This is a genomic window from Microbispora hainanensis, assembly GCF_006874475.1.
GTDB lineage: Bacteria > Actinomycetota > Actinomycetes > Streptosporangiales > Streptosporangiaceae > Microbispora > Microbispora hainanensis.
This window is the reverse complement of the sequence record NZ_VIRM01000023.1, coordinates 24993-50837: the sequence shown is the minus strand read 5'-3', so window position 1 is coordinate 50837 and position 25845 is coordinate 24993. Positions and strand designations below refer to the sequence as shown.

Genomic DNA, 25845 nt, shown 5'->3' with positions numbered 1-25845 from the left:
CGAACGCTCTGCGTGGTGCTGCTGGTGATGATCGCACTGGGCCTCGCGTACGCGATCTTCGTCGGCCTGACGGGGGGGTGACGGCGATGAAGCGTCTGATCAGGGAAAACTCGCTCTCGCTGTGCTTCCTGCTGCTGTTCCTGGCGGCCCTGGCCGGGCAGTCGGTCGCGGGTGCGGCGGCCTTCAACGCGGAGCAGGCGGCCAACGGTGGCTCCCCCGTCGGCTGGGCCGAGTACGTCACCTCGTCGAGCTTCGCCGTCGACGTGGCGGAGAACTGGCAGTCGGAGTATCTGCAGTTCTTCCTCTACATCCTCATCACCGTCTGGCTCGTCCAGCGCGGCTCACCGGAGTCGAAGAAGCCCGGCGAGGAGGGCCTGGAGACCGATGCCGAGCAGAAGGTCGGCCGCTACGCCGAACCCGGCTCCCCCGCCTGGGCGGCGGCGCCCGGCTGGCGGCGGGCGGTCTACAGCCATTCCCTGGGCATCGCGATGGGCCTGATCTTCCTGCTGTCCTGGCTGGCCCAGTCGGTCGCCGGCCTCGCGGCGTACAACACCGAGCAGCTCGCCCAGCTGGAGGACACGGTCGGCTGGGGCGGCTACGTGGCCTCCCCCGACTTCTGGAACCGCACGCTCCAGAACTGGCAGTCGGAGTTCCTGGCGGTCGCCTCCATGGTCCTGCTGTCGATCTTCCTGCGCCAGCGGGGCTCACCGCAGTCGAAGAAGGTCGGCGACCCGCACGCCAAGACGGCGTCCAGCGGCTGAGGCTCCCGCCCAGGCCCCCACCCACGACCCCGCCCAGGGCCCACCCGCGGCCCCGCCCCACCGGATGACAATCTAGGTCAAAGGCTCCGAATGTCCACGTTTGTCGCATTCCACGGTTTGGGTACGCCCAGCGCCAATCGTGGGGAGGAGCACCCAGATGACGTTCAATCCGCTGCAGGAGCGGGGAGTCCCGCTGGATCGGCAGCTGCGCAACTGGCGCGAGCTGAATGTCACACCGATCGACCCCGACCGCGCCGATCCCTACACCCGGTGCCGGATCATCACGATGAACGGCATCGAGATCGAAGCGATCATGTTCAGCCATCATTTCGCCCGCCGCTGCCAGGACCTGGAGGTGCGGCAGCGCCTGGCCGAGGTGCGCTACATCGAGGCCCAGCAGCAGAAGGCGGTCAACTGGCTGCTGCCGGGGCAGTCCTCGGTGCTGGAGACGACCCTCGGCTACGAGCAGGTGGCGGTGGACCTGACCGCCTGGGTGGCCCGCATGGAGCCCGACCCCTATCTCAAGCAGGCCTACCAGTTCGGCGTGCTGGAGGACTTCGACCACCTCTACCGGTACGCCAACCTGTACGAGATGATCGAGCACCGCAAGGCCGAGAAGATCGTCGACCAGCTCACCGAGGTGATGCCGGGCCGGCCGACGAAGATGCACCACCGCCACCCGGTCGACAACGTCCGCGAGCACTACGACCGCAACAAGGCGAAGCCGATCTCCAAGCTGCACGCGCTGACCATCATGTCCGCCGAGCAGCAGACGATGAACTTCTACATGAACGTCGGCCCGACGTACATGGAGCCGATCGCGCGGCAGCTCTACCAGGAGATCGGGCTCATCGAGGAGGAGCACGTCACCCACTACGAGTCGCTGCTCGATCCGGGCGAGACGTGGTGGGAGCAGTGGCTCAACCACGAGTACAACGAGTGCTACCTGTACCACTCGTTCATGCAGACGGAGTCCAACCCCAGGATCAAGGCGATCTGGGAGCTGCACTTGAACATGGAGCTGGAGCACCTGCGGATCGCCGCGGACATGTTCCGCCGGCACGACGGACGCGAGCCGGAGCAGGTGGTGGCCCGGGAGCTGCCGAAGCCGGTGACGTTCGAGCCCAACAAGGAGTATCTGCGCGAGCTGATCTCCACGCAGATCGACTACACGACCCTGGGCACCGGGTATGTCCAGGAGGCCCACGAGCGGTTCCAGCGCTGGCAGGACCAGCTCATGGGCGGGGAGGAACCGCCCAGCGAGCGCGTCATCGACGACAACCGCGCCAGGTCGGGCGACGAGTACCGCCTGGAGACCGAGGGCACCCATCCCCTCTACAGCCTGCGCACCCACTGAGGACGCGCCCCGGCCCGGGCCCGTACGCGTACGGGTCCGGGCCGGGGGTCGTGCCCTTACCCGCGCATCGCCTGCCGGATCAGGTCGCGCGCCCGATCCATGATCGCCGCCGGCGGGCCCAGCAGCAGGTTGCGCGTCATCGACTCCACCCCCGGGCGCGGACGGGTGGGGGCCATCGCCTCGGCGGCCCGGACCCCGAGCGCCATCGCCCGCCGCTCGGCCGCCGTCGTCTCGGCCCGGAGCCTGGTGAACTCGTAGCGCTCCTCGGCCCGCGCGTGCGTGAGCACGGCCATCCGCAGCCGGTCGAGCTCGGACATGAAGCCGGGGTGCTCGGGGCCCATCTCGTTCAGCCTGAGGAGCATCTCCTTGGCCTCGCGCTCCTCCTTGAGCCGGTCGGCCACTACGCCCGTTCCCCCGTCCACCCGCAGCCGGGTGTAGGGGTGGACGATCTCCTCCTCCGCCGTCTCGTGGACGGCCAGCATGCGCACCAGCCGCCGGAACGGCTCGGCGCGCCGGTCCGGCGCGGCGTGCTCCACCTCGTCGAACATCTCCCTGATCAGCGCGTGCTGGTGGATGAGCAGGTCGACGACGTCGCCTTCCTTCATGAGTTCCGGCACCGGGTGCTGCGTCTCGGTCATGTCCCTCTCCCCTCTGATACGGCGCCCGGCCTCCCGCGGGAGGCCGGGCGCCGGACGAAACGGGACCACGGTCGAGCGTGACCGCACAGGGCGGACACCCGGCTATCTACCCCTGAAGGGCGCTGATCAGCAGCCGATCGGGCTCGACCCCAGCGCCACGTCGTCGTACCAGATGGTGTCGGAGTCGCTGCCGTAGCTCTCCCAGCCCAGGCGGAGCGTCGTCGGCCGGGGCGCGGTGGAGCGGCGCAGCCACTGGGCGTCCACGTCGGTGGTCGGCGTGCCGTCCACCCGCAGGCCGGCGATCTCCTGGTCGTCCAGGTACGTACGCATGGCCTGCTGCGTGGTGTCGATCTGGAAGCGCAGGCAGACCCAGCGGTTGACGGGCAGCGGGGAGCTCAGCGCGACGCCGGAGGGGCTCTGCTCGGGCAGCGTGGCGTCGTCGGACTCCCGGTTCCACTGGAGAGCGCCGTTCTGGCCGCCGATGCGCAGGTCCCTGCCGCCGTCCCTGGAGTCCGACATCGTGATCATCGAGACGTGGGTCGCCGGGAGCGCGGTCGTGTGGCGCACCCACATGCGGCCGTACACCACGGGCGCGATGCCGGAGACGTTCTTGGTGGTCGCGGCGAAGATGTGGTTGCAGTAGTTGCCGCCGCCGTTGATCCGCAGCGACTTGCCGCCGCTGTGCACGGTGGCGGTGTCGATCGTGGCGGTGCCGGTGCCCGAGCAGTTCGGGGTGGTCACCTGCCACTCACCCGACGGCGTGCCCGACTGGTCCTCGAAGCCCGAGCAGACGACCAGCCCGGTCCCGGAGCAGCCGGACGGCGTGGGCGTCACCGACGGGCTGGGCGAGGGAGACGGCGAAGGGGACGGAGACGGGGACGGGGACGGGGACGGCGAGTGGTCCACCGTGGGCGACGGGGACGGAGACGGGGACGGCGAGTGGTCCACGGTCGGCGACGGGCTCGGCGACGGGCTGGGCGAGGGCGAGGGGGAGGAGACGCCGCCGCACGGCACGCCGTTCAGCGACCAGTCGGACGGCGTCGTGAGGCTGCCCGACCAGGTGCCCTGGAACCCGAAGTCGGCCACGCCGCCCGTCGCCAGCGAGCCGTTCCACGCGACGTTGGTCGCGGTGACGCTCGTGCCCGACTGGCTGACCTGGGCGCTCCAGGCGTTGGTGATCTGCTGGCCGGTGTCCGCCGTCCAGCGCAGCGTCCATCCGCTGACCGCCGAGCCGAGGTTGGTGAGCCGCACCGAGGCGGTGAAGCCGCCGGGCCACTGGTTGGTCGTGTAGTCCACTTTGCAGACGGGAGCCGCGGTGGCGGTGCCGGGCACCAGCACGACCGCGAGGCCGGCGACCAGCGCGGCCAGGGCCGCGACCAGGCGCGCCACCGGAGAGCCCGGCAAACCGCGGGCCGCGAGGCGATGCCCTCGGACGGGACGGAACTGCTTCATGCGTACCTCGATTTCTGCGCATCTGCTCGTTCGGCACGCCGTCCCGCTCGCGGGCCGCGCCCCCTCACCGAGACAGGCGCCGGGCGCGCACGGTCGAACACGGGCAGGCGCGGGCACGCACGGACAGGCGAGGGTAGGCGCGCTCCCGCTCGGGGCCGCGGCCACTGGGACAGATGGGTCGCGACGCTGCGGCCCCCGGACGCAGATGTTTTCTCCGGGTCGCGGAACGGGTCAACGGACCCCGCCGCCCCCGGTCCGGGCCCGCCCCGGCGGCGGCGACGCCCGCGCAGCTCAGGGGCACGGCAGGGGCCGCGGACGGCCGGGCACGGGCCACGGCGCGAACTGAATCTTTCACCGCCGGCACCCGCGCGTCGTCACGCCCGGGCCCCTTGCTCCCCCGCCGCCCGGATTGTTGCGAGGGGGCCGGTGCCCCGCGCGCCCGACTCTCGTAGTCTTCGCACTGAAACGCGCGAACGCAAAGGACAACCCCCAATGGCAGATGCAGGGTCCTGGGTCGTCGTCGGGCTCGACAACGGCGGCACAAGCAACAACGCGACCGTTCTGGACGCCTCAGGGCGGTTCCTGGTGGACCGGTTGGTCGAGACCCCCAGCCTCGTGCGGGAGGGTCCCGAGGTCGCGGTCGAGCAGCTTCTGCTCGCCCTCGACAACGTGCTGGAGCTGACCGGCACGCCGCGTTCCGCCGTACGCGCGGTGGGCCTGGACACCCCGGGCCCGGCCAGCGCCGACGGGGTGATCTCCTCCAAGGGCGCGACCAACTTCGTCGATCCCGGCTGGTTCGGCTTCGACTTCCGCGGGGCCCTGGAGTCGCGGCTGGGGCTGCCGGTCGTCTACAACAACGACGGCAACGCCGCGGCGCTCTACTCCCACCACGTACGCTTCGGGCCGGACGCCTGGCAGCACTCGTCGGTCTCGGCGATCGTCGGCACCGGGCTCGGCGGCGGCGTCATCCAGTCGGGGCACGTGGTGAAGGGCGCCGCCGGGATGGCCGGCGAGCTCGGGCACGTCCACATCCCGCTGCAGGGCCTGCTTGAGGACGGCCAGCCGCTTCCCGAGTGCAACTGCGGCTTCGTGGGGGACGCCGAGAGCGTCGCCTCGCTGACCGGCATCGAGAAGAACCTGCTGCCCTACTGGCTGACCCGTTTCCCCGATCACGAGCTCCACAAGGTCGAGCCGGTCGGGAAGGCCGCCAAGCTGCTGCGCGGCTACGCGGAGAACGGCGACCCGCTCGCGCTCAAGGTCTTCGAGCAGCAGGCGATGGCCATCGGCAGGCTGTTCACGATCGCGGCCAACTTCACCGACCCGGACGCGTACTTCCTGGGCGGCGGGGTGGTCGAGGCGGCCCCGGACTTCCGCGAGTGGTTCCTGGAGAAGGTCCGTGAGCACACCCTGCTGCGCGAGGAGCAGCGGCGGGTGGCCTCGGTGACGCTGGTCGAGGACCTCGACATGGCGGGCGCCCGGGGTGCGGCGCTCGCCGCCCTCGCCGAGATCGTGGGCCGCTGACACCCTGTCGCGTCCGGGCCCGGTCACGGCGGGTGATCTGGACGGATCACCCGCCCGGACGGGGTCCGGCGGACGGAACGTCCAGAGCGGGTTGCGAATCTCGTTCGGTTCGGCACGATGCGGACTCGTGAACGACACAGACCTGCTCAACGGCCGCCGCTTCGTCATGGTCAGCTCCACGGCCAGCGTGGTGGACGCCGACGCGCCGACCGAGTTCGCCTACGAGGAGTCGGGCGGCGTCATCTGGGGGCACTACACGGGCGACACCGTCGTCCACGGCCGGTTCGTGGGCACGCGGGACAGCGACCGCATCGAGCTGTCCTACGTCCACCTGCTGAAGACCGGCGAGCGCGCGAGCGGCCGCAGCGTCAGCCGCATCGAGACGGCCGAGGACGGGCGGCTGCGCCTGGTGGAGGAGTTCCAGTTCGAGGGCGACGACGCCACCCACGTCAGCGTCTGCGCCGAAGTCGCCTGACACCTACGATTCGTCGCGCAGCGCGGCGCGGCCCTCGGCCGCGCCGACGAAGCGCATCTTGCCGAGCGGCAGGCCCTGTCCCTGTCCCTGTCCCTGTCCCTGTTCGGGCTCCGGGGAGGCCGAGGGGGCGGGCCGCCGCTGGGCGCCCCGGCCCCGGTCGCTCGGCAGCACGTACGGCCGCCTGAGCACCTCGTCGAGGATGAACACGGTCTCGGTGGCCTTGACGGCCGGGATGTTGGCCAGGCGTTCGGTGACCATCGCGTGCACCTCGGCCACATCGGCCATCCGCACCTGGATCATGGCGTCGTGCTGCCCGGTGGTGATGGCGCAATACTCCACCTCCGGCATCTGCGCGAGCTGGGCGCGGAACTGCCGCCACATCTGCTGGCGCACGGTCACGAAGATCAGCGCGACGATGCCGAGACCGGCCCGCTGGTGGTCGATCTCAGCCGTGAAGCGCTTGATCACGCCGTCGGCGCGCAGCGCCTCGAACCGCGTGTAGGCGTTGGCCCGGGAGATCCCCACGCGCTCGGCGAGTGCGGAGACCGAGACCCGCCCGTTGTCCCTGAGCACCTCAAGGATCTTCAGGTGAGTGGCGTCCAGCTCCAGGCCGATGCCGATCCGTCCAGTGGCGCCGCCCCCGGACCCCGAGTTGCTTGACATTTCGGTCACTGCTTCATCCTCCGTGGGAGATTCGTCTCGGCCTGGCCGCACGAGCTGGACTTTCTGCCGGACAATCCTGGACGATCGGCGACCAAACGTCCATACGGCCAAGAGTTGGCCTGTTTTCGGAGGACACATAATGACGACCCGTTCGTGGCAGGTGAGGGCCGGCCTGCTCCCGGTTGTGCTCACCGGCGCCCTCGCCCTCGCGGCCTGCTCCGGCGGCGGCTCGTCCAGCAGCACCCCCAGCGGCGCCGCGGGCAAGACGCTCGTGATAGACACCTCGTTCGACCTCAAGACGGCGGACCCGGGCCGGACCTACGAGCCGACCGGCCTGATCGTCGACAAGGCGACCTACGACACGCTTCTCACGTTCGACGGCTCCGACGTCACCAAGCCGGTGCCGTCGCTCGCCGAGTCGTACGAACTGTCGCCCGACGGCAAGACGCTCACGCTCAAGCTGCGGCAGGGCGCGAAGTTCGCCGACGGCTCCCCGGTGACGGCCGACGACGTGGTGTTCTCGCTCACCCGCGTGCGCGATATGAAGGGCACGCCGTCGTTCCTGCTCGACGGCGTGGAGATCGCCAAGACCGACGACTCGACCATCACGCTGACGTCGAAGACCTCCAACCCGGCGCTTCCGTACATCCTGCCCAACCCCGCGCTCGGCATCCTCAACGCGAAGGCGGCCAAGGAGCACGGCGCGACGGACGACCCGGGCGACAAGGCCGAGCAGTACCTCAACTCCACCTCGGCCGGCTCGGGGCCGTACACGATCGAGTCGTTCAACGTGAGCAGCCAGGTCGTGCTGAAGGCGAACGCGAACTACTGGGGCGCGAAGAAGCCGTACTACGACAAGGTGGTCATCCGCAACGTCGAGTCGGCCACGCAGAAGCTCAACGTGCAGCGCGGCGACAGCCAGGTGGCGCTGAACCTGTCCGGCGACCAGGTCGGCGGCATCTCCGGCGGCCTGCAGGTCAACCGGACCACCTCGGCGTACGTGTTCTTCCTGCTCGCCAATCAGGACTCGGGCGTCAGCAAGGTCACCTCCAACCCCAGGTTCGTCGAGGCGGTGCGCAAGGGCATCGACTACCAGGGTCTGCTGGAGCTGGCCGGCGAGGGCTCGACCCAGGCGTCGGGCATCATCCCGTCGATGTTCCTCGGCGCGCTCCCCGCCGGCCAGGCGGCCACGCGCGACGTCGAGGGCGCCAAGGCGGCGCTCGCGGCGAGCGGTGTGACCGACCCCACGGTCAAGCTGGAGTATCCCAGCGAGCTGACCGTGAACGGCCTGTCCTTCCAGCCGCTGGCCGAGCGCATCCAGGCCAACCTCAAGGACGTCGGCATCACGGTCGAGCTGACCCCCGCGCCGGTCACCACCGCCCTGGACAACTACCGCAACGGCAAGGAGGAGCTGGGCCTGTGGTACTGGGGCCCCGACTTCCCCGACCCCAGCAACTACCTGTCGTTCGCGCCGGGCAAGCTGGTCGGCCTGCGGGCCGGATGGAAGGCGGGCGCGGACAAGGACGTCGAGGCCGCGGCCGACAAGGCGGCCGCCGCGGTGACCGACGACGACCGCACGCAGGCGTACACCGACTTCCAGCAGAAGCTCAACGCGACCGGTCCGTTCATGCCGCTGATCCAGCCCGGTCAGAACATCGTGGCGGCCGCGTCCGTCACCGGTGTGGCGTACCACCCCGTGTGGACGATCAATGTCGCCGACCTCGGCGCCAAGTAGACGTCGTACGGGGAACCGGGCGGTGCGCAGCCCGCTCGCCCGGTTCCTGGTGCGCCGCATCGTCACGGCGGTGCTGCTGGCGCTGGGGATCACGCTGGTCACCTTCGTGCTGACCAACCTGGTGCCGGGCGACCCCGTGGCGGCCAACCTCGGCCAGCGGGCGCTCGGCGACCCGGGGATCGTGGCCCAGTGGCGCGCCGACCACGGCCTCGACCGGCCACTGCCGCAGCAATACCTGCTGCACCTCGAAGGGCTGCTGCACGGCGACCTCGGGACGAGCCAGCAGAGCCACCGCCCGGTGCTCGACGACCTCTCCGAGGCGGTGCCGGCCACGCTGGAGCTGGCCGGGGCCGCGATCCTCGTCTCGCTGATCCTCGGCGTGGGATTCGGCGTGATCGCGGCGCTGCGCCGCGACCGGATCTCCGACCACGTGCTGCGGGTGCTGAGCCTGATCGGCATCTCGGTGCCGACGTTCTGGCTCGCGCTCGTGGCGTTCTACGTGTTCTTCTTCCGGCTCCAGATCACCCCGGGCAGCGGCCGCATCGATCCCGGGATGACCCCGCCGCCGCAGGTCACCGGCCTCCTCACGGTCGACGCCCTGCTGTCGGGGCGCTGGGACGTGCTCTCCTCGGCCGTCGGCCACCTGGCCGCGCCGGCGCTCGTGCTGGCCCTCTACACGATCGGCCTGCTGACGCGGTTCACCCGCTCGGCCGTGCTGGAGGTGCTCGGGCAGGACTACGTGCGCGCGGCCCGCGCCAAGGGCCTGCCGGGCCGCGTGGTGCTGTTCCGCTATGTGCTGCGCCCCGCGCTGGTGCCGATCATCACCGTGGCCGGTCTGGCGTTCGGCAGCCTGCTGTCCGGCACCGTGCTGGTGGAGGCCGTCTTCGCCTGGCCGGGCGTCGGCCAGTACGCCTACAAGAGCGCCACCACCCTCGACCTGCCCGCCGTCATGGGCGTCGGCCTCGTGGTGGGCGTGGTCTACCTCGTCATCAACCTGGTCGTCGACGTGCTGTACGGCGTCATCGACCCGAGAGTGAGGGTCTCGTGAAGCGCGCCGGCCTGTTCGCGCGCACCCGCGTGAGCCGGCTCCCGCAGGCGTGGCGGCGGCCGCTGGCGATCGTCGGCACCGTCGTCGCGCTGATCTGGATCGTGGTCGCGCTGGCCGCGCCCGTGCTCGCGCCGCACGACCCGCTGGCGCAGGAGCTGCCCCGGCTCGCGCCGCCCGGCCCCGGCCACTGGCTCGGCACCGACCAGCTCGGCCGCGACATCCTCAGCCGGATCATGTACGGCGCGCGGGTGTCCATCCCGCTGACGCTGCTGCTGGTGGCGCTGTCGGTGGTGATCGGCGGCCTGCTCGGCGCCTGCGCCGGCTACTTCGGCCGGTGGGTGGACGAGACGATCATGCGCCTGGCCGACCTCGTGTTCGCCTTCCCCACCGTCATCCTCGCGATGGTCGTCGCCGCCGCCCTCGGCGCGAGCCTCGGCAACGCGGTGCTCGCCGTGCTCGTCGTCGCCTGGCCGGCGTACGCGCGGGTCACCCGCGGCCTGGTGCTCGGCGTACGGGAACGGGAGTTCGTGCTGAGCGGCAGGCTGCTGGGCTTTTCCGCCTGGCGGTCGCTGCGGGTGGACGTGCTGCCCAACGTCACCGGACCCGTGCTGGTGCTCGCCACCCTCGACATCGGCACCGCGCTGCTGCTGCTGTCGGGCCTGTCGTTCCTCGGGCTCGGCGCCAAGCCGCCGTCGCCCGAGTGGGGCGCGATGGTCGCCGGAGGGGTGGAGGTCTTCGACAGCTGGTGGGTCGCGACGTTCCCCGGGCTCGCGATCCTCACGGTCGTCCTCGCGTTCAACTTCCTCGGCGACACGCTGCGCGACGCGCTCGACCCGCGTACCGCCCGGGCGATCAAGGAGCGTGCACTGTGACGGCCGCACCGAAGACGGCGGCGCTGACGATCGAAGGGCTGCGGGTCTCGATCGGCGGCCACGACGTCCTGCACGGCGTCGACCTGACCCTGGAGGCCGGCCGCGTGCACGGCCTCGCCGGCGAGAGCGGCTCGGGCAAGACCATGACCGGGCTCGCCGTGCTCGGCCTGCTCCCCCACGGCTCCCGGGTGTCGGGACGGATCGCCTTCGGCGGCCGCGACCTGCTGGAGATGCCTGCCCGCGAGCTCAACGAGGTGCGCGGCGCGAAGATCGCCATGGTCTTCCAGGACCCGGCGACCAGCCTGCACCCGATGCTGACGGTGGAGCGGCAGCTCACCGAGCACATGCGCCACCACCTGGGCGTCGGCAGGAAGGAGGCGCGGGAGCGGGCCGCCGGCCTGCTCGCCAAGGTGCGCATCCCGGGCCCCGAGGAGGCGCTGAAGCGCTACCCGCACCAGTTCTCCGGCGGCATGCGGCAGCGCATCGCCATCGCCGTCGCGCTGGCCTGCGAGCCCGAGGTGCTCATCGCCGACGAGCCGACGACCGCGCTCGACGTCACCGTGCAGGCCGGGATCCTGCGCCTGCTGCGCGGCCTGTGCGACGACCTCGGCCTCGCCGTCCTCCTCGTCACCCACGACCTCGGCGTGATGTCGGCGGTCGCCGACGAGGTGAGCGTGATGAAGGACGGGCTGGTCGTGGAGACCGGCCCGCGCGGCCGGGTGCTGCGCGAGCCGAGCCACCCCTACACCCGTTCGCTGCTCGACGCCCTGCCCGTGCCGCCCGCGGAGGAGTCACGATGACCGCGCCCCTGTTGTCCGTGGAGGACCTGGTCGTGGAGCACCGCACGCCGGGCCGCCCGGTCGTGCGAGCGGTGGCCGGGGCGAGCCTGCACGTCGCCGCCGGCGAGGTCGTCGGCCTGGTCGGCGAGTCGGGATGCGGCAAGTCCACCCTGGCCAGGGCGGTGTGCGGGCTGCACGGCGCGGCCTCGGGACGGATCCTCGTCGGCGGGCGGCCGGTGACGCCGCTCGGGCTGCGCCGCAGAGACCCCGCGCTCACCGGCGTACAGATGGTGTTCCAGGATCCGTACTCCTCGCTGAACCCGCGCCGCCGCGTGGGCGCGCAGATCGCCGACGGGCTGCGGACCGCGGGCGACAGCGCGACCAGCCCCGCCGACCTGCTCGAACGGGTCGGCCTGCCACGCGACTTCGCCGGCCGATATCCGCACGAGTTCTCCGGCGGGCAGCGGCAGCGCGTCGCGATCGCACGGGCGCTCGCCGCCCGGCCGTCGCTGCTGATCGGGGACGAGCCGATCTCGGCGCTGGACGCCTCCGCCCAGGCGCAGGTGGCCCGGCTCATGCGCGACCTCGCCGTGGAGTCCGGCGCGGGCCTGCTGTTCATCAGCCACGACCTGTCCGTCGTACGGCTGATCGCCGACCGGATCGCGGTCATGTATCTCGGCAAGGTGGTGGAGACCGGCCCGACCGCCGAGGTGTGGGCCGACCCCCGGCACCCGTACACGCGGGCGCTGCTCGCCGCGATCCCCTCCCCCGACGGCGCGGGCGTGCTGCCCGCCGAGCTGCCCGGGGACGTGCCCGACCCCGCCGATCCCCCGGCGGGCTGCCGGTTCCACCCCCGCTGCCCGCTGGTCATGGACGTGTGCCGGGAGAAGGAACCGGACTTCGGGCCGGTGGCCTGCTGGCTGCACGCGCCGGAGCCGTCCTCCGCGTCATGATCGACCCGCTCATGCTGGAGGACGTGCGCGCGGGGATGACCGGGGCGGGGGTCGACGCCCTCGTGCTGCGGCCCTCCCCGGACTTCCGCTACCTGCGGGCGGGCCCGCCGGCGGGCGCGGACGGCGAGAGCTACCTCGTGGTGGCGCTCGACGGGCCGCCCGCCCAGGCCGGTGACCCCGCGCAGGCGGCGGCCCTTGTGCCGCCGACGGCCCGCCGTGTGGCGGTGGACCCGCAGATGCCCGCCGCCGAGCTGTTCGCGCTGCGCCTCGACGCGGAGCTCGTGCTGGCCTCGGCCGTCCTCGCGCCGCTCCGCCTGCGCAAGCGGGCCGACGAGGTGGCCGCGATGCGGCACGCCGCCGCGGCGGCCGACGCCGTGCTGCTCGCCGCCCGCGAGCTGGCGTGGTTCGGCGCCACCGAGCTGGCGATGGCCCGCAGGCTGCGGGCGATGCTCGCCGAGACGGGCTGCGAAGGGACCCCCTCCGTGCTCGTGGCGGCGGGCGAGCACTCCGCCGGCCCGCGCCACCGGCCGTGCGACCGGGTGATCAACCCCGGCGACGCGCTGCTCGTCTCGATCGGCGGGCGCTGGAACGGCTACTGCGCCGAGGTCGCCCGGGTCTTCGCGGTCGCCGAGCCGCCGGAGGACTTCGACGCCATGTACTCGGTCGTCCTCGCCGCGCAGCGGGCCGCCGTCGACCTCGTACGCCCCGGGGTCGCGTGCGCCGAGGCCGCGGCGGTCGCCCGCGAGGTCATCGACGGAAGCGGCTACGGCGCCTACGCCGCCGCCCGCGCCGGCCGGGGCATCGGGCTGAGCCCGGCCGAGGGGCCCTGGCTGGCGGCCGGGGAGAGGTTCGAGGCCGGGATGACCGTCTGCCTGGAGCCCGCCATCTATCTGCCCGAGCTCTTCGGCGCCCGCGTGGCCGACGTGGTCGTGTGCGGCGAGGACGGGCCGGAGCTGCTCAGCACCGGCTCCCGCGCGCTGCACGTCCTCGACCGGTAGACCGGCTCCCCGGGGGGACCACCGGGCGGGCCGTCAGACCGGGGGCTCGGGGTCGTACTGCATGCGCCGGCGCACCTCCCGGGCCCGCTCGACCCCGGCGAGCCGTGCCACCAGGTGGAGCGCCATGTCGATTCCCGCCGACACCCCGGACGAGGTGACCACGTCGCCGTCGTCGACGAAACGCTCCTCGCGCCGGACGTCGATGGTCGGGTCGAGCTCGGCGAGCAGGTCGAGGGCGCCCCAATGCGTGGTCGCCGGACGGCCCGCCAGCAGCCCGGCCGCGGCGAAGACGAGCGACCCGGTGCAGACGCTGGTCATCAGGGGCACGCGTCCACGCAGGTCCCGCACCCAGGCGAGGTGGTCGGGGTCCTTCAGCTGGGGACGGGTCCCGGCGCCGCCCGGGTGCAGGAAGACGTCCAGGTCACCGACGTCGGCCGCCGACCTGTCGGCGTGCAGCATCAGCCCCTTCGACGCCCGTACGGCTCCCGCCTCGGGCGCGAACGCGACGACCTCCGCCTCGTCCGGGCGCAGTTTGGCCCACACACCGAAGACCTCCCAGGGGCCGACCGCGTCGAGTTCCTCCACCTGGTCGAACAGCAAGATCCCGATCCGTGTCATGCCCCCATCCTCGCGCAGGGGGCGTACGGAGACGAAAGCACCGGCAAGAGTGGGCAAATAGTCGCTATCCGCACCAGCAACCCCAGGAGGCTCGATAGAGGATAGAAAGGTCATTTTCCCGAAGCTCTCGCGGGTCGGGCAGCGATCCGCGTCGGGACACGTCATCGGGGAGGATCCATGACCACGACCGAGGCGACGCCGGGCACGACCACGGCTGGCACGACCGCCGGCACGACCACGACCGGCACGACGACCGCCCGGGGCCGGACGACCCGCGCCCGGACGACGACCACGCGGCCCACGACAACGCGGCCCACGACCACTCCGGCTCCGCGCGCCGGCAAGAGCATGGAGACGAAGGAGGAGCACCGGCCCCAGCTGGACCTGAACCTGCCGTTCATGCGCATCCAGTTCCGGCCACCCGAGATGCACCTGCCGCACGTCGGCATGCCGCACATCAGCGGCCGCGACGTCGGGCAGGCCATGGACGTCGCCCGCACGTTCCTGCCGCCGCCGGAGCGAATCATGTACTACGGCGGGCTCGGGGCGCTGGCCGCGCTCGGCATCCTGGAGTGGCCGGTGGCGGCGGCCATCGGCGCGGGGACGATGATCGCCCAGCGCGCCAGGGGCCGGGAGCAGCGCTGGTCCCCGTTCGGCGGTGCACAGAAGGAGACCCCCGGGCGGACCACGCCGAGAACGGCCGCCACCGGAGCCGGAGCCACGCAGGAGCCGGCGGCGCCGACAGGGCGGACGACCGGGAGGAGAAGCACCACGGCCAAGGGCGAGGCGAAGACTCCCGCCACCACCACCGCCCGGCGCACCAAGGCCGGCGCCAAGTAACGCGGGGCGCCTCCCGCGGTCCGCGCCGGCGGCACCGCGCGATCGGCGCGTGCCCAGCATGCTTCGATCGGCACGCTGCCGGCGCACGATCGGACGCTGCCGGCGTGCACCCGGGGAACATCAAGCGGCATTCGGGAGCATTCAGGGGCATCCGGCCGGACGGTCGGCGAGCGGGCGACCGAGCGGCGGGCGAGCCGCGCCGGCCGATGCGCGGCGACCGGCACGCGCGGCACGGGCCGGCCCGTGAGTGGTCGCGAATCGTCCGCGCGTCACTCATCCGCACGCGCGACGGATCCGCGCGCCTGACCGATCCGCGCGCGTGACCGACCCGTGTCCCTGACCGACCCGAACGCGCGACCCACCCGCGTCCGTGACCGACCCGAACGCGTGACCGACCCGAACGCATGACCGACCCCGACGCGTGACTGATCGCCGCGCCTGAGTGATCCGCGCGTGACCCGCACGCACGACGGACCACCTGTGACCGACCCGCGTGACCGATCCTGCGTGCGTGAGCGATCCGGGGTACCTGGCTGATCCGCGCGCGTGGCCGATCGGGTGTGGCCGGGGCACGCTGACGGCCCTTTTCGCGGCGCCGTGGGGGCGGCATGATGCCCGGAACCGATGATCGCGCTTCATGATCGGGGACACGGCGGGGTACGCATGATCAGACGTGTATCCGCAACGGTCATCGACCGTTCACCGAACGGTAACCTTAACTACGCCGTTTTGGGAGGTTGGTGCGTCACTCTTCCCTAGAAGCCGATTTGTCCTAACGAGGTGTGAAGTGTCTGAGTTCCTCGCCGCCGTACTCTCCCGGGCGGCCATCATGGTCCTGGAGGCGCTGCTCGTGCGTCTCATTCAGGCTCTTGTGACGTCGACCTTCCGCATGCCGATGCCGCACGCGGCCTGACCGGGGGCGTCTTCCACCGTCACGGGCCGGCGCCGACCGGCCCGGAAGCACGGGCTCTCCCCGAGACGACGACCGTCGCGCCAGGCGAACAGCCAGGTGAACAGCCAGGTGAACAGCCAGGCGAACCAGCCGGTCGACTCCCCTCGCGAAGCCGCCGCCTCCTGCCGACCGCCACCCCCAGGCTCCGCCGACCGCTAGGCTCCGCCACCTGCCGCGCCCTGCCGGCTCCTACGCCGCCGACTCCTGCGCCCCGGCCATCTGCTGTCGGGCCGCGAACGGTCGTGCCGGGTGAACACCCGGTGAATGCGGAAGCCGGCCCCCTCGGGGGGCCGGCCGCTTGCCGCACCATCGCGCGCACCGACATGCACGCCGTCCAGCGGGGACGGGAGCGCCGGGAGATCGTCCCCGGCTCGGCGGCCCCTCGTCCCCCGGCGACGATCGCCACCCGATCGTCCGGGTCCCGCGGATCGTCGCCCCCGCGCGGGTCAGTCCTTGAAGGCGTCCTTCACCTTGCCGGCGGCGTCCTTGATCTTCTCGCCGGCCTGCTTCATGTGGCTCTCGGACTGGTCGGCCCGGCCCTCGGCCTCAAGGCTCTCGTCGTCGGTGACCTTGCCGAGCCCCTCCTTGGCCTTGCCGGCGACCTCTTCCGACTTGTTGCGGAACTTGTCCTCCGTGCTCATCCGGACACTCCTCTCGGTTCCAGAAGCTGACCAACCCCCCCTTTCCCCAGGTGAAGGGGCTAAACGCCGCACGGCGCGCCGTCGCACCCGCCCCATAAACACAATCCCGCCAAACCGGGAAAAAGTGACGAATCGGGCGTACGCTAGGAATAAGGACTACAGCACACACCTCTGAAGGGTGGTGTGACGTATGACACACGGCGCCGACATCGGGACGCATCCCGACATCATGCAGATGCGCGCTCGCTACGAGGCCGCCGCGGCGAATCCCGCCGCGCAGCTCGCCGACGGTCTCACGCTCCTGAGCGGCCTGTATCTAGCGCTCTCGCCGTGGATCGTCGGATTCAGCGGCACGCGGACTCCGCTTGCCGTGAACAACCTGATCACAGGCCTGGCCGTGGCGCTCCTGGCGATGGGGTACAGCTCGGCGTTCGGGCGCACCTACGGAATCTCCTGGGTCGCCCCGCTGCTCGGTATCTGGACCATCATCGCCCCCTGGGTGATCCGCGGAGGCATGGCGACCACGTCGACGATCGTCAGCAACGTGATCGTCGGCGCGCTCATCCTGCTCTTCGGCCTGGTGACCATGCGGTTCGGCATGATGGATCGCGGGCGGTCCGGCGGCGGCTTCCGCACGACGGGATCGGGGCACATGGGACCGGCCCACTGACCGGTCCGCCTGACCGGTCCGCCTGACCGGTCCGCCTGACCGGTCCGCGGCCTCCGGCGGGCGGCGCCCGCCCCGTGCCGGCCACCCGCGCGGGGGCGCGGCACCGCCATCCTGGGGATGTGCCGCCGCAGCCGACGCCGTGGCCGTCGTGTCAGCGGCTCCCGTTACTCTCGTCTCGTCGGAGACGAGAGGACGGTGGCGGCGTGACGACAACGGCCCCCGTCGCGAGTCCGGTGGACTTCGCGGCTTACGGCGATTACGGGATCAAGGCGGCCACCCGGCCGGACGGATCGTTCGAGCGGCCCCTCTACCGGTTCCGCGACCGCGTGACGGCCGACGGAAGCGGCGGATATCCCGCCGAGCCCGGGCGCTATCACCTGTACGTGTCGCTGGCCTGCCCGTGGGCCCACCGCTCGGTCATCGTCCGGGCGCTCCTCGGCCTTGAGGACGTCGTGTCGATGTCCGTCGTCGATCCCGTGCGCGACGGACGCGGGTGGGCGTTCCGCGAGGGCCCGGGCCACGGCCCGGACGAGCTCAACGGGTTCACGCTGCTGCGGGAGGCGTACGAGGCGACCGAGCCCGGCTACGACGGCCACGTGTCGGTGCCCGTGCTGTGGGACCGGAGCACCCGCCGGATCGTCAGCAACAACTTCCCCGACATCAGCCTCGACCTCGGCCAGGCGTTCGCGCGCTGGGCCAGGCCGGGCATCGACCTCTACCCCGAGGACCTCCGGGGCGACATCGACGCGCTCAACGAGCGCGTGTACGCCGACGTCAACAACGGCGTGTACAAGTGCGGCTTCGCCGAGAGCCAGGAGGCGTACGACGCGGCCGTGACGACGTTGTTCGCGGCGCTCGACGAGCTCGACGAACGCCTGGCCGGCGGCCGCTACCTGTTCGGCGACCGGCTCACCGAGGCCGACGTCCGCCTGTGGGTCACGCTGGCCCGGTTCGACACGGTCTACGTGACCCACTTCAAGGCGAACGTCCGCCGCCTGGCCGACTACCCCAACCTCTGGCGCTACGCCCGGGACCTCTACGCGAACCCGGCCTTCGGCGGCACGACGAACTTCGACCACATCAAGCGGCACTACTACGGCACCCACCCGAAGATCAACCCGCTGCGCATCGTGCCCGCCGGGCCGGTCATCGACTGGAGTCTGTAGCTCACGCGGAGGGCAGCGCCTCGCACAGCCGGTCGAGCTCGTCCTCGGTGTTGTAGTAGTGCACCGAGGACCGCACCAGCGAGGGCAGCGCGCGGGCCTCGAAGTCCCACCGGGCCGAGGACGCGGCGGACACCGAGACGTTGACCTTCGCGACCGACATCCGGGTGGCCACGTCCTGGCTGTCGTGCCCGTCCACGGTGAACGTCACGATGCCGCACCGCCGCGCGCCCCGGTCGTGCACGGTCACCCCGCGGATCGCGGCCAGCCGCGCGCGCAGCGCCTCGGCGAGACCGGTCACCCGCTCCTCGATGGCGTCGAGCCCGAGGCTTAGCGCGTACTCGGCCGCCACGCCGAGACCGATCTTGCCGGCCACATAGCCCTCCCAGTTCTCGAACCGCCGGGCGTCGCCGCGCACCTCATAGGAGTCCGGGGACGTCCAGGTGGCGGCGTACAGGTCGAGGAACGGCGGCTCCAAGCGGTCGAGCATCCGCCGCGAGCAGTACAGGAAGCCGGTGCCGCGCGGCCCGCGCAGGAACTTGCGGCCGGTCGCCGACAACGGGTCGCAGCCGATCTCGCGCACGTCGACCCGCAGCTGCCCGACCGACTGGCAGGCGTCCAGCAGGAACGTCACCCCGGCCTCCCGCGCCACGGCCCCGATCTCGGCCGCCGGGTTGACCAGCCCGCCCTGGGTCGGCACGTGGGTGACGGCGATCAGCTTGACCCGCTCGTCCATCATGTCGCGCAGCGCCTCGACGGACAGCGCGCCGGTCTCGTCGTCGGGCACCACCTCGACCCGCACGTCGTGGCGCCGGGCGGTCTGCAGGAAGGCGATCGCGTTGCTGGCGTACTCGGCCCGCGAGGTCAGGATGCGGTCGCCCGGCTTCCACGGCAGGGAGTAGAAGGCCATGTCCCAGGCGCGGGTGGCGTTCTCGACGAGGGCGATCTCGTCGCGGTCCGCGCCGACGAGCTCGGCCACCGCGTCATAGGTCCGCTCCGACCGGTCGAGGGCGGCGGCCGCCGCCTCGTAGCCGCCGATGCGCTCCTCCAGGCGCAGGTGATCCACCACGGCGCCGGTCACCTGACGCGGCGGCAGGGACGAACCCGCGTTGTTGAGGTGGACGACGTGCTCGCATCCCGGCGTGTCCGCCCGCACCTGTTGGACGTCGATGGTCACCTGAAGCCTCCCGGAAGACCCTGAAAGCCCTATTCTGTCGGACATGCGGGCCGCTCCCCGGTAGGTGGTGATGTTCCTCGACCTGCCGCGCGGCGCCCTGTCGCGCTTCTCGTCCTGGGGGGGTGCGGCCGTCAGGCCCGGGGCCCCGACCTCGGTTTCGTGAATCGCCCATCGCATAATGAGGTATGAGCACCTCCTCCCCGGCGGGCGGCTGGACGTTCCTCACCAACCACGCCCACGTCCTGCTCGCGGTGTCCCGTGATCCCGACGCGCGGTTGCGGGACGTCGCCGAGTCGGTCGGCATCACCGAGCGGGCGGCTCAGGCGATCGTCTCGGACCTGGAGGCGGCAGGTTACCTGCGCCGGGAGCGTGTAGGGCGGCGCAACCACTACACGATCAACCCGGAGGCCCCCTTCCGTCACCCCGTCGAACGGCACCGGCACATCGGCGAGTTCCTGGAGCTGTTCGGGTCCCCGGTTGACGTATGAAGCTGATTTCGTGAATACTTGAACATAGTTCGAGGGGGAGTACCCGGCTTCCTCAGCGTCGTCATCACGGCCGCCGCATAGGGCGTCCCGGCGCGGAGGGTCACCGCTGGCGGTGGCACGGGGAGACCGTCGGCCTGCCGAGCCCGCCCATGCGGCGGTGAGGAGGTTGACGATGTCCGTACCCCTGTGGACCTGGGCCGCGGTTCTGGCGGTCATCCTCGCCATGCTCGCGGTGGACCTGTTCGCGCATCGCCGGGCCCACGTGGTGCGTGTCCGTGAAGCGCTGGGCTGGTCGGGCGTGTGGATCGCGCTGGGCCTCGGCTTCGGGGTCGTGGTCTGGCTCGTCTGGGGGCCGGAGGCGGGCGGAGAATACCTGGCCGGTTATCTCATCGAGAAGTCGCTGGCCGTCGACAACGTCTTCGTGATCGCGCTGCTGTTCTCGTACTTCGCGGTCCCGCGCGAGCTGCAGCATCGCGTGCTGTTCTTCGGCGTGCTCGGGGCGCTGGTCTTCCGCGCGGGGTTCATCGGCGCGGGCGCCGTCCTGCTCGACCGCTTCCACTGGATCCTGTACGTCTTCGGGGCGTTCCTGCTCTACACGGGCGTGAAGATGGCCAGGCATTCGGCGATCGAGGTGCACCCCGACCGCAACCTGGTGCTGCGGGCGATGCGCCGGCTCATCCCCGTCACCGGCTCCTACCAGGGCCAGCGGTTCCTCGTACGGCAGGACGCGGACGGGCGGACGGGCGGCCGGTGGGCCGCGACGCCGCTGCTGGCCGTCCTGGTCGCGGTGGAGACCAGCGACATCATCTTCGCCGTCGACTCGATTCCGGCGATCTTCGCCGTGACGTCGGAGCCGTTCCTCGTCTTCACCTCCAACGCGTTCGCGATCCTGGGACTGCGGGCGATGTACTTCCTGCTGGCCGGGGCCATGCACCGGTTCGGCTATCTGCGGTTCGGCCTGGCGGCGATCCTCGTGTTCGTCGGCGCGAAGATGCTCCTGGCGGACGTGTACAAGATCCCCGTATGGCTGTCGCTCGCGGTCATCTGCGCCTGCCTCGTGGCCGCCGTGGGCGCGAGCGCGTACCGGAACCGCCGCGAAGAGCACGCGGGGACGAACCCGACCATCCCGAATCACCGGTAGCGGCCGTCCCCCTTTCGCCGCCGGCCTTTTGGCTCCCGCGGACGCCGGGCCGTGCGGCACCTGAATCGATCTTCCGCTGCGGCGCGGGGATCTGTACTCTCCACGCATGGCCGCGTCGGTGAAGGGGATGTCAACGTCGCCGGGGACGGCCGCATGATCGACGAGATCCTGCCCTCGTGGGTGGCGTCGGCCGAGAAGTTCGGCGACGTGCCGGAGGACACGCTGTTTCCGGAGGAGAGACCGCTCATCGCGCGTGCCGTCGACCGGCGGCGGCGGGAGTTCGTCACCGGACGCCACTGCGCCCGGCTCGCGCTGGCCCGGATCGGCGTCACGCCGGTGCCGATCCCGCGCGGCGAGCGGGGCGCCCCGATCTGGCCCTCCGGCACGGTCGGCAGCATCACGCACTGCTCGGGCTATCGCGCTGCGGCCGTCGCCTCCGCCGACGTCGCGCGCGCCGTCGGCATCGACGCGGAACCACACGAACCCCTCCCGGATGGGGTCCTTCCCACGATCGCCTCCCCCGGGGAGATCGCCGCCCTCCGCGCGATGGGCGACGCGTACGGCGAGGTCTGCTGGGACAGGATCCTGTTCAGCGCCAAGGAGTCGGTCTACAAGGTGTGGTTCCCCCTGACCGGCCGCTGGCTCGACTTCTCGGAGGCGGTCGTGGACATCGAGCCCTCGGGCACGTTCCGCGCCCGGCTCCTGGCCGCGGACCCCGCCGTCGGGACGGACGTCCTGCCGGGCCGGTGGACGGTGCGCGACGGGCACATCGCGACCTCCATCGCCCTCCCCCGGCCCTGACGCCCCCGCCCTGGACCGTCCGGCCCTGACCATCCGACCCCGACCGTCCGACCCTGACGACCCCGCTCTGTTCACTTCGCGCGGAAGTAGTGGCCCTTGCCGAGGTCGTCGATCAGCCCCGGCTGCACCGGCTGCCACCCCAGCAGTTCACGGGTCAGCGCGCTCGTCGCCGGGGCGTCGAGCCCGATCATGCCGCCCAGCCAGGAGAAGTGCTCGCTCGCCTGCTCACGGGGAACCGAGACCACCGGCAGGCCGAGGTGGCGGCCGATCACCTCGGCGACGGCGCGGATCGGCACACCCTCGTCGCCGGCGGCGTGCAGCACCGTTCCCGCCGGGGCCTTCTCCAGCGCGAGGCGGAACAGGTGCGCGGCGTCGAGCCGGTGCACACCGGGCCAGCGGTTGGACCCGTCGCCGACATAACCGGAGACGCCCCTGTCGCGGGCGATGCCGACCAGGGCCGCCATGAAGCCGTTGTCTCCCTCGCCGTACACCGTCGGGGGCAGGCGCAGCACCGACGAGCGGACGCCCTCGGAGGCGAGGTCGAGCGTCCTCAGCGCGGTGGCCTGCCGGGCGCTCGGGCCGTCGCCGTGTCCCCCGGCGGCGCCGGAGTCACGTCCGTTCCTTTCGGTCAGAACCCGCCCCGGGGTGAGCCCGAGCATCCCGGAGGCGAGAACGAAGGGGCGATCGGAGCCCGCGAGCGCCTCGGCCAGCGTCTCGACGGCGCGGCGATCCGCCTCGGCGGCACCCCGGAAGTCGCCGGAGAAGGCGATGTCGTGCTTGAACGCGAGGTGGATCACACCATCGGACGCCGCGGCGGCGTCGCGCAGGGTGCCGAGATCGTCGATGGTGCCGCGGCACACCTGGGCCCCGGCCCTGGTGAGCGCGGCGGCCGAGGCGTCGGACCGCGCCAGGCCGACGACCTCGTGCCCCGCGCCGATGAGTTCGGGGACGACGGCCGATCCTATCCAGCCGCTCGCGCCCGTGACGAACACACGCATGACACAACTCCAAGTGGTCGATCGCCCCCGCATCGGAACCCCCAAGCGGGTAGCCATGTCAGTGACTGTCATCAACGTAGCACTCGATGTCAGTCGCTGTCATCAGAGTAGGGGCGCGAGCTGATCAACGCGGGTGGAGATCACTCGCGAAGACCAGGGCCAGGCCGTGCCCGGCGACGGCGCGCGGGTTGGCGGACATCACCGCGTCGCGAAGGGCCGGCGACGGCAGACCGACATCGAGGGCGTCAGGCGACGGCCTCGGGAAGGCAGAGGCCGAGCTGGCTGAACAGCTCCAGCTGGTCGTAGTAGTCCCGGTCGCTGATGATCAGCCCGTTCTCGATGATGCACAACCCCGCGCCGCGGACCGCGATGCGCTGGCTGGTCGCCTCCAGCGCCGAGCCTCCGGGCAGCAGGAGCGGCCCGAGGTGGGTGCCGGTCATGACGTACTCGCAGACCGCCGAGACGGCCGGATCGCACACGGGCACCTTGCACCACGGTGTGAGTTGAAGATCCGGAAAGGCCTGCAGCAGGTGCTGGAAGTACCAGGCGATCTGCTCGTGTCCCTCGGCCGAGCCCACCGGCCCGACGTAGACGGCGTCTCGGGCGAAACACCGCATCGTCGCTTCAAGATCATGATCGTTCAGAGCCGCGAACACCCGGTCTTTGAGCTCTCGAGCGGTGACCATCATCTTCGCTCCCCCTGGATGCGACCATCACCGGCTCCTACGTCACCACCGTAACGCGGTGCCTCCCGGCGGGCCCATACCCCCGTCATCCGGAAGACGGACGACGGGCTCGCGAGCCCGCGTGAGGCCGACGCGCCGTACCTTCCGCCGGAAGATCCCGGAGTGGACCTTTTCTCCCGCCCGAAATCAGCTCTAGGATCCCGAACATGACCATGCTTCCGCTCGCTCCGCCGCGGGCGGTTCCCGGCGGCCCGCCGTCCATCCGCGCGATCACCGCCGGCCAGGAGGCCCTATGACCAGGCAGTTCACCGCCACTCGGGCCTCCGGCGAGGTGTACGCCCTCGGGGAGGGTCCCGTGTGGGATCCCGCCAGGCAGCGCCTGCTGTGGGTGGACATCGACGCGGGAGCGGTGCACGAGGGACGGCTCGACCCCGACACCGGCGCGATCACCGCCACCGCCGCGCACACCTTCGGCGCGGCGGGCAGCACAGCGGTCAACCCGGCGGGCAACACGGTGGGCAACACGGTGGGCAACACGGTGGGCAACACGGTGGGCAACACGGTGGGCAACACGGTGGGCAACACGGTGGGCAACACGGTGGGCAACACGGTGGGCAACACGGTGGGCGCGGTCGCCGTCTCCGCCGACGGGCAGCTCGTCGTCGCCGAGCGCGAGGTCCTCACCCGGGTCGACGCCGCGGGCCGCCGCACCGAGCTCGCCCGGGTGCTGCCTCCCGGCGCGCCGAGCCGGCTCAACGACGGCGCCGTGGACCCGGCCGGGCGCTTCCTGATCGGCAGCATGGCGCTCGACGACCGGGAGGGCCAGGATGTTCTGGCCCGCCTCGACGGCACGACCTGCGTCGTCCTCGACGACGACCTGACCCTGTCGAACGGCCTGGCCTGGAGCCCCGAGGGCGACCGCCTCTACAGCATCGACAGCACGCCACACGTGGTGTGGGAGCGTGACTACGACCCGGCCACCGGACAGGCCGGGCCGCGGCGGGAGCTGTTCCGGGTCACCGGCGGCATGCCCGACGGGATGTGCGCCGACGCCGAGGGCAACCTGTGGATCGCGATCTTCGGCGGCGGCCGGGTGGAGTGCCGCGATCCGGGCGGTCGTCTGCTCGCCACGGTCGAGGTCGGCGCGCCCAAGGTCACCTGCCCCGCCTTCGCCGGGCCGGATCTCGACGTCCTCGTCATCACCACGTCCACCCATGGCGTCGATGTGGCCGAACACCCCGGATCCGGGCACCTGTTCACCGCCCGGGTGGGCGTACGCGGCCTGGCGACGCCCTACTGGGCGCCGCCGCGATGACGATGCCCGACCGCCGTCAAGGAGACACGACCTTGCCCCTCACCCGCGTCGGCGCCGTCGCGCCCGTCCCCGGCTCCCGGTAGTGCGGGCACTGGTCATCACCGGCCCCGGCAGGGCCGAGGTCGTGGACGTCGATCCACCCGCCGCCGCGCCCGGGCAGGTGGTCGTCGACGTCGAGCGGGTCGGCGTCTGCGGCACCGACGTGGAGCTGTTCACCGGCGAGATGAGCTATCTGCACTCCGGCCACGCGTGGTATCCGCTGCGTCCCGGCCACGAGTGGTGCGGTGTCGTCACGGCGCTCGGGGAGGGCGTCGACCCCGGCTGGCTGGGCCGCCGGGTCACGGGCGACACGATGCTGGGCTGCGGGCGCTGCCGCTTCTGCGGCGACGGGCTGCACCACGTCTGTCCCGACCGGGCGGAGATCGGCATTCGCCGGGGCTTCCCGGGGGCGCTGGCCGAGCGGCTCGCCGTACCGGCGGAGGCACTGCACGCGCTGCCCGAGACGATCGACGCGACGATGGGCGCGCTGGTCGAACCCGGCGGCAGCGCCCTGCGCGCGGTGCGCGGCGCCGCCCTGCACCCCGGCGCCCGGCTGCTGGTGCTGGGAACGGGCACGATCGGCCTGCTCGTCGCGCTGCTCGCGCGGGCGCGGGGCGCCGGCGTGCATCTGATGGGCCGCGACGAGCCCACGCTCCGGCTGGCCCGCGACCTCGGCTTCGCGGGCGCGTGGACCCAGGAGTCACTGCCGTCACTGCCGTGGGACGCCGTGGTCGACGCGTCCAACGCGGCGGACCTGCCGGCGCTCGCGCTCGACCTGGTCAGGCCCGCGGGCCGGGTAGTCTATGTCGGTCTCGCGGGGTCCCCCAGTCGCATCGACACCCGCGACCTCGCGCTCAGAGACGTCACCGCCGTCGGCGTGCTCAGCGGATCGGCCGGTCTGGCCGGGACCATCGAGGCGTACGCGGACGGGTCGGTCGACGCCCGCCCGCTCGTGGCCGCCACCGTCGGCCTGGACGACGCCGCCGGTGTGCTGGCGGGGCGCCGCCCGGCCGGCGCGGGTCCGGGCCCGAAGATCCATATCGACCCTCGGCGATAGAGGGGGC

The 25845-nt window shown here is 71.8% G+C and carries 27 protein-coding genes; 19 read left to right on the top strand and 8 right to left on the bottom strand.

Going from position 1 to position 25845, the window contains the following annotated elements; genetic code table 11:
* Positions 1 to 86: 86 nt before the first annotated feature.
* Entirely contained in the window at positions 87 to 761 is a 675-nt protein-coding gene (locus tag FLX08_RS19670) for a DUF6766 family protein (protein ID WP_142620336.1), read from the top strand.
* 157 nt (positions 762 to 918) lie between these two features.
* Entirely contained in the window at positions 919 to 2118 is a 1200-nt protein-coding gene (locus FLX08_RS19665) for a hypothetical protein (RefSeq protein WP_142620335.1), read from the top strand.
* Positions 2119 to 2174: 56 nt separating this feature from the next.
* On the opposite strand, the gene FLX08_RS19660 is transcribed toward FLX08_RS19665, so the two are convergent.
* Both FLX08_RS19660 and FLX08_RS19655 read right to left on the bottom strand, forming a co-directional pair.
* Positions 2175 to 2756 carry a hemerythrin domain-containing protein gene (locus FLX08_RS19660; protein WP_142620334.1) on the bottom strand — a complete coding sequence of 194 codons (582 nt, stop codon included), beginning with the start codon at positions 2754 to 2756 and terminating at the stop codon, positions 2175 to 2177.
* A 126-nt stretch (positions 2757 to 2882) separates the two neighbouring features.
* Entirely contained in the window at positions 2883 to 4208 is a 1326-nt protein-coding gene (locus FLX08_RS19655; RefSeq protein ID WP_142620333.1) for a cellulose-binding domain-containing protein, read from the bottom strand.
* A 492-nt stretch (positions 4209 to 4700) separates the two neighbouring features.
* Between FLX08_RS19655 and FLX08_RS19650 the strand changes: the two genes are divergently transcribed.
* Together FLX08_RS19650 and FLX08_RS19645 are read left to right on the top strand one after the other, a co-directional pair.
* On the top strand, positions 4701 to 5729 hold the full coding sequence (locus tag FLX08_RS19650) for an ROK family protein (protein ID WP_142620332.1): 1029 nt from the start codon (positions 4701 to 4703) through the stop codon (positions 5727 to 5729).
* Positions 5730 to 5856: 127 nt separating this feature from the next.
* The gene (locus FLX08_RS19645) at positions 5857 to 6204 is read left to right on the top strand and encodes an avidin-fold protein (protein ID WP_142620331.1); all 348 of its coding nucleotides are present in this window, start codon (positions 5857 to 5859) and stop codon (positions 6202 to 6204) included.
* Between the two features lie 3 nt (positions 6205 to 6207).
* On the opposite strand, the gene FLX08_RS19640 is transcribed toward FLX08_RS19645, so the two are convergent.
* A complete protein-coding gene (locus FLX08_RS19640) occupies positions 6208 to 6867 on the bottom strand; it encodes an Lrp/AsnC family transcriptional regulator (RefSeq protein WP_244312768.1) in 660 nt (219 codons plus the stop codon).
* 139 nt (positions 6868 to 7006) lie between these two features.
* Between FLX08_RS19640 and FLX08_RS19635 the strand changes: the two genes are divergently transcribed.
* From FLX08_RS19635 to FLX08_RS19610, 6 genes are read left to right on the top strand one after another with little or no spacing between them, the layout of a single operon-like run.
* Complete coding sequence (locus FLX08_RS19635; RefSeq protein WP_142620329.1) at positions 7007 to 8602, top strand: ABC transporter substrate-binding protein; 1596 nt, start codon at positions 7007 to 7009, stop codon at positions 8600 to 8602.
* Between the two features lie 22 nt (positions 8603 to 8624).
* On the top strand, positions 8625 to 9650 hold the full coding sequence (locus FLX08_RS19630) for an ABC transporter permease (RefSeq protein WP_244312760.1): 1026 nt from the start codon (positions 8625 to 8627) through the stop codon (positions 9648 to 9650).
* Complete coding sequence (locus FLX08_RS19625) at positions 9647 to 10522, top strand: ABC transporter permease (RefSeq protein WP_244312759.1); 876 nt, start codon at positions 9647 to 9649, stop codon at positions 10520 to 10522. The genes FLX08_RS19630 and FLX08_RS19625 overlap by 4 nt, the downstream gene beginning before the upstream one ends.
* Positions 10519 to 11322 (top strand): ABC transporter ATP-binding protein, encoded by an 804-nt coding sequence (locus FLX08_RS19620; protein WP_142620327.1) that lies wholly within the window; start codon positions 10519 to 10521, stop codon positions 11320 to 11322. Before FLX08_RS19625 ends, FLX08_RS19620 begins: the two co-directional genes overlap by 4 nt.
* The gene (locus FLX08_RS19615; RefSeq protein WP_142620326.1) at positions 11319 to 12254 is read left to right on the top strand and encodes an ABC transporter ATP-binding protein; all 936 of its coding nucleotides are present in this window, start codon (positions 11319 to 11321) and stop codon (positions 12252 to 12254) included. The genes FLX08_RS19620 and FLX08_RS19615 overlap by 4 nt, the downstream gene beginning before the upstream one ends.
* A complete protein-coding gene (locus FLX08_RS19610) occupies positions 12251 to 13252 on the top strand; it encodes a M24 family metallopeptidase (protein ID WP_244312758.1) in 1002 nt (333 codons plus the stop codon). The genes FLX08_RS19615 and FLX08_RS19610 overlap by 4 nt, the downstream gene beginning before the upstream one ends.
* 33 nt (positions 13253 to 13285) lie before the next feature.
* Here the strand turns inward: FLX08_RS19610 and FLX08_RS19605 are convergent, their stop codons facing one another.
* Entirely contained in the window at positions 13286 to 13870 is a 585-nt protein-coding gene (locus FLX08_RS19605) for a DJ-1/PfpI family protein (RefSeq protein WP_142620325.1), read from the bottom strand.
* 177 nt (positions 13871 to 14047) lie between these two features.
* Between FLX08_RS19605 and FLX08_RS19600 the strand changes: the two genes are divergently transcribed.
* Entirely contained in the window at positions 14048 to 14710 is a 663-nt protein-coding gene (locus FLX08_RS19600) for a hypothetical protein (RefSeq protein ID WP_142620324.1), read from the top strand.
* A gap of 787 nt (positions 14711 to 15497) precedes the next feature.
* Entirely contained in the window at positions 15498 to 15623 is a 126-nt protein-coding gene (locus tag FLX08_RS42960) for a hypothetical protein (RefSeq protein WP_280117120.1), read from the top strand.
* A gap of 485 nt (positions 15624 to 16108) precedes the next feature.
* On the opposite strand, the gene FLX08_RS19595 is transcribed toward FLX08_RS42960, so the two are convergent.
* A complete protein-coding gene (locus tag FLX08_RS19595; protein ID WP_142620323.1) occupies positions 16109 to 16303 on the bottom strand; it encodes a CsbD family protein in 195 nt (64 codons plus the stop codon).
* Positions 16304 to 16493: 190 nt separating this feature from the next.
* On the opposite strand from FLX08_RS19595, the gene FLX08_RS19590 reads away from it, so the two are divergent.
* Positions 16494 to 16973 (top strand): SPW repeat protein, encoded by a 480-nt coding sequence (locus FLX08_RS19590; RefSeq protein ID WP_142620322.1) that lies wholly within the window; start codon positions 16494 to 16496, stop codon positions 16971 to 16973.
* 203 nt (positions 16974 to 17176) lie between these two features.
* Complete coding sequence (locus FLX08_RS19585) at positions 17177 to 18139, top strand: glutathione S-transferase family protein (protein ID WP_142620321.1); 963 nt, start codon at positions 17177 to 17179, stop codon at positions 18137 to 18139.
* Position 18140: 1 nt separating this feature from the next.
* Here FLX08_RS19585 and FLX08_RS19580 read toward each other — a convergent pair whose 3' ends face one another.
* A complete protein-coding gene (locus FLX08_RS19580; protein ID WP_244312757.1) occupies positions 18141 to 19313 on the bottom strand; it encodes an aminotransferase class V-fold PLP-dependent enzyme in 1173 nt (390 codons plus the stop codon).
* Positions 19314 to 19498: 185 nt separating this feature from the next.
* On the opposite strand from FLX08_RS19580, the gene FLX08_RS19575 reads away from it, so the two are divergent.
* The 3 genes from FLX08_RS19575 (at position 19499) to FLX08_RS19565 (ending at position 21743) form a co-directional block, all read left to right on the top strand.
* Positions 19499 to 19801, top strand: coding sequence for a helix-turn-helix transcriptional regulator (locus FLX08_RS19575; protein ID WP_142620319.1), 303 nt, complete (start codon positions 19499 to 19501; stop codon positions 19799 to 19801).
* A 172-nt stretch (positions 19802 to 19973) separates the two neighbouring features.
* Positions 19974 to 20942: a TerC family protein gene (locus FLX08_RS19570; RefSeq protein ID WP_142620318.1), complete on the top strand. Its 969-nt coding sequence runs from the start codon at positions 19974 to 19976 to the stop codon at positions 20940 to 20942.
* A 153-nt stretch (positions 20943 to 21095) separates the two neighbouring features.
* The gene (locus tag FLX08_RS19565; protein WP_142620317.1) at positions 21096 to 21743 is read left to right on the top strand and encodes a 4'-phosphopantetheinyl transferase family protein; all 648 of its coding nucleotides are present in this window, start codon (positions 21096 to 21098) and stop codon (positions 21741 to 21743) included.
* 71 nt (positions 21744 to 21814) lie between these two features.
* Here FLX08_RS19565 and FLX08_RS19560 read toward each other — a convergent pair whose 3' ends face one another.
* Entirely contained in the window at positions 21815 to 22741 is a 927-nt protein-coding gene (locus FLX08_RS19560; RefSeq protein WP_142620316.1) for an SDR family oxidoreductase, read from the bottom strand.
* Positions 22742 to 22986: 245 nt separating this feature from the next.
* On the bottom strand, positions 22987 to 23430 hold the full coding sequence (locus tag FLX08_RS19555; protein WP_244312756.1) for an ester cyclase: 444 nt from the start codon (positions 23428 to 23430) through the stop codon (positions 22987 to 22989).
* Between the two features lie 289 nt (positions 23431 to 23719).
* On the opposite strand from FLX08_RS19555, the gene FLX08_RS19550 reads away from it, so the two are divergent.
* Together FLX08_RS19550 and FLX08_RS19545 are read left to right on the top strand one after the other, a co-directional pair.
* A complete protein-coding gene (locus FLX08_RS19550) occupies positions 23720 to 24742 on the top strand; it encodes an SMP-30/gluconolactonase/LRE family protein (protein WP_142620315.1) in 1023 nt (340 codons plus the stop codon).
* Positions 24743 to 24824: 82 nt separating this feature from the next.
* Positions 24825 to 25838, top strand: a complete 1014-nt coding sequence (locus FLX08_RS19545; protein WP_208761544.1) for a zinc-dependent alcohol dehydrogenase — start codon at positions 24825 to 24827, stop codon at positions 25836 to 25838.
* Positions 25839 to 25845 lie beyond the last annotated feature (7 nt).

Excerpts from the sequence above, each read along its gene's own strand:
- FLX08_RS19610 (WP_244312758.1), top strand. The coding sequence starts at position 12,251 with ATGATCGACCCGCTCATGCTGGAGGACGTGCGCGCGGGGATGACCGGG.
- FLX08_RS19640 (WP_244312768.1), bottom strand. The coding sequence starts at position 6,867 with ATGTCAAGCAACTCGGGGTCCGGGGGCGGCGCCACTGGACGGATCGGC.
- FLX08_RS19665 (WP_142620335.1), top strand. The coding sequence starts at position 919 with ATGACGTTCAATCCGCTGCAGGAGCGGGGAGTCCCGCTGGATCGGCAG.
- FLX08_RS19565 (WP_142620317.1), top strand. The coding sequence starts at position 21,096 with ATGATCGACGAGATCCTGCCCTCGTGGGTGGCGTCGGCCGAGAAGTTC.
- FLX08_RS19590 (WP_142620322.1), top strand. The coding sequence starts at position 16,494 with ATGACACACGGCGCCGACATCGGGACGCATCCCGACATCATGCAGATG.
- FLX08_RS19670 (WP_142620336.1), top strand. The coding sequence starts at position 87 with ATGAAGCGTCTGATCAGGGAAAACTCGCTCTCGCTGTGCTTCCTGCTG.
- FLX08_RS19655 (WP_142620333.1), bottom strand. The coding sequence starts at position 4,208 with ATGAAGCAGTTCCGTCCCGTCCGAGGGCATCGCCTCGCGGCCCGCGGT.
- FLX08_RS19660 (WP_142620334.1), bottom strand. The coding sequence starts at position 2,756 with ATGACCGAGACGCAGCACCCGGTGCCGGAACTCATGAAGGAAGGCGAC.
- FLX08_RS19575 (WP_142620319.1), top strand. The coding sequence starts at position 19,499 with ATGAGCACCTCCTCCCCGGCGGGCGGCTGGACGTTCCTCACCAACCAC.
- FLX08_RS19600 (WP_142620324.1), top strand. The coding sequence starts at position 14,048 with ATGACCACGACCGAGGCGACGCCGGGCACGACCACGGCTGGCACGACC.
- FLX08_RS19570 (WP_142620318.1), top strand. The coding sequence starts at position 19,974 with ATGTCCGTACCCCTGTGGACCTGGGCCGCGGTTCTGGCGGTCATCCTC.
- FLX08_RS19650 (WP_142620332.1), top strand. The coding sequence starts at position 4,701 with ATGGCAGATGCAGGGTCCTGGGTCGTCGTCGGGCTCGACAACGGCGGC.
- FLX08_RS19595 (WP_142620323.1), bottom strand. The coding sequence starts at position 16,303 with ATGAGCACGGAGGACAAGTTCCGCAACAAGTCGGAAGAGGTCGCCGGC.
- FLX08_RS19560 (WP_142620316.1), bottom strand. The coding sequence starts at position 22,741 with ATGCGTGTGTTCGTCACGGGCGCGAGCGGCTGGATAGGATCGGCCGTC.
- FLX08_RS19605 (WP_142620325.1), bottom strand. The coding sequence starts at position 13,870 with ATGACACGGATCGGGATCTTGCTGTTCGACCAGGTGGAGGAACTCGAC.
- FLX08_RS19615 (WP_142620326.1), top strand. The coding sequence starts at position 11,319 with ATGACCGCGCCCCTGTTGTCCGTGGAGGACCTGGTCGTGGAGCACCGC.
- FLX08_RS19550 (WP_142620315.1), top strand. The coding sequence starts at position 23,720 with ATGACCAGGCAGTTCACCGCCACTCGGGCCTCCGGCGAGGTGTACGCC.
- FLX08_RS19635 (WP_142620329.1), top strand. The coding sequence starts at position 7,007 with ATGACGACCCGTTCGTGGCAGGTGAGGGCCGGCCTGCTCCCGGTTGTG.
- FLX08_RS19555 (WP_244312756.1), bottom strand. The coding sequence starts at position 23,430 with ATGATGGTCACCGCTCGAGAGCTCAAAGACCGGGTGTTCGCGGCTCTG.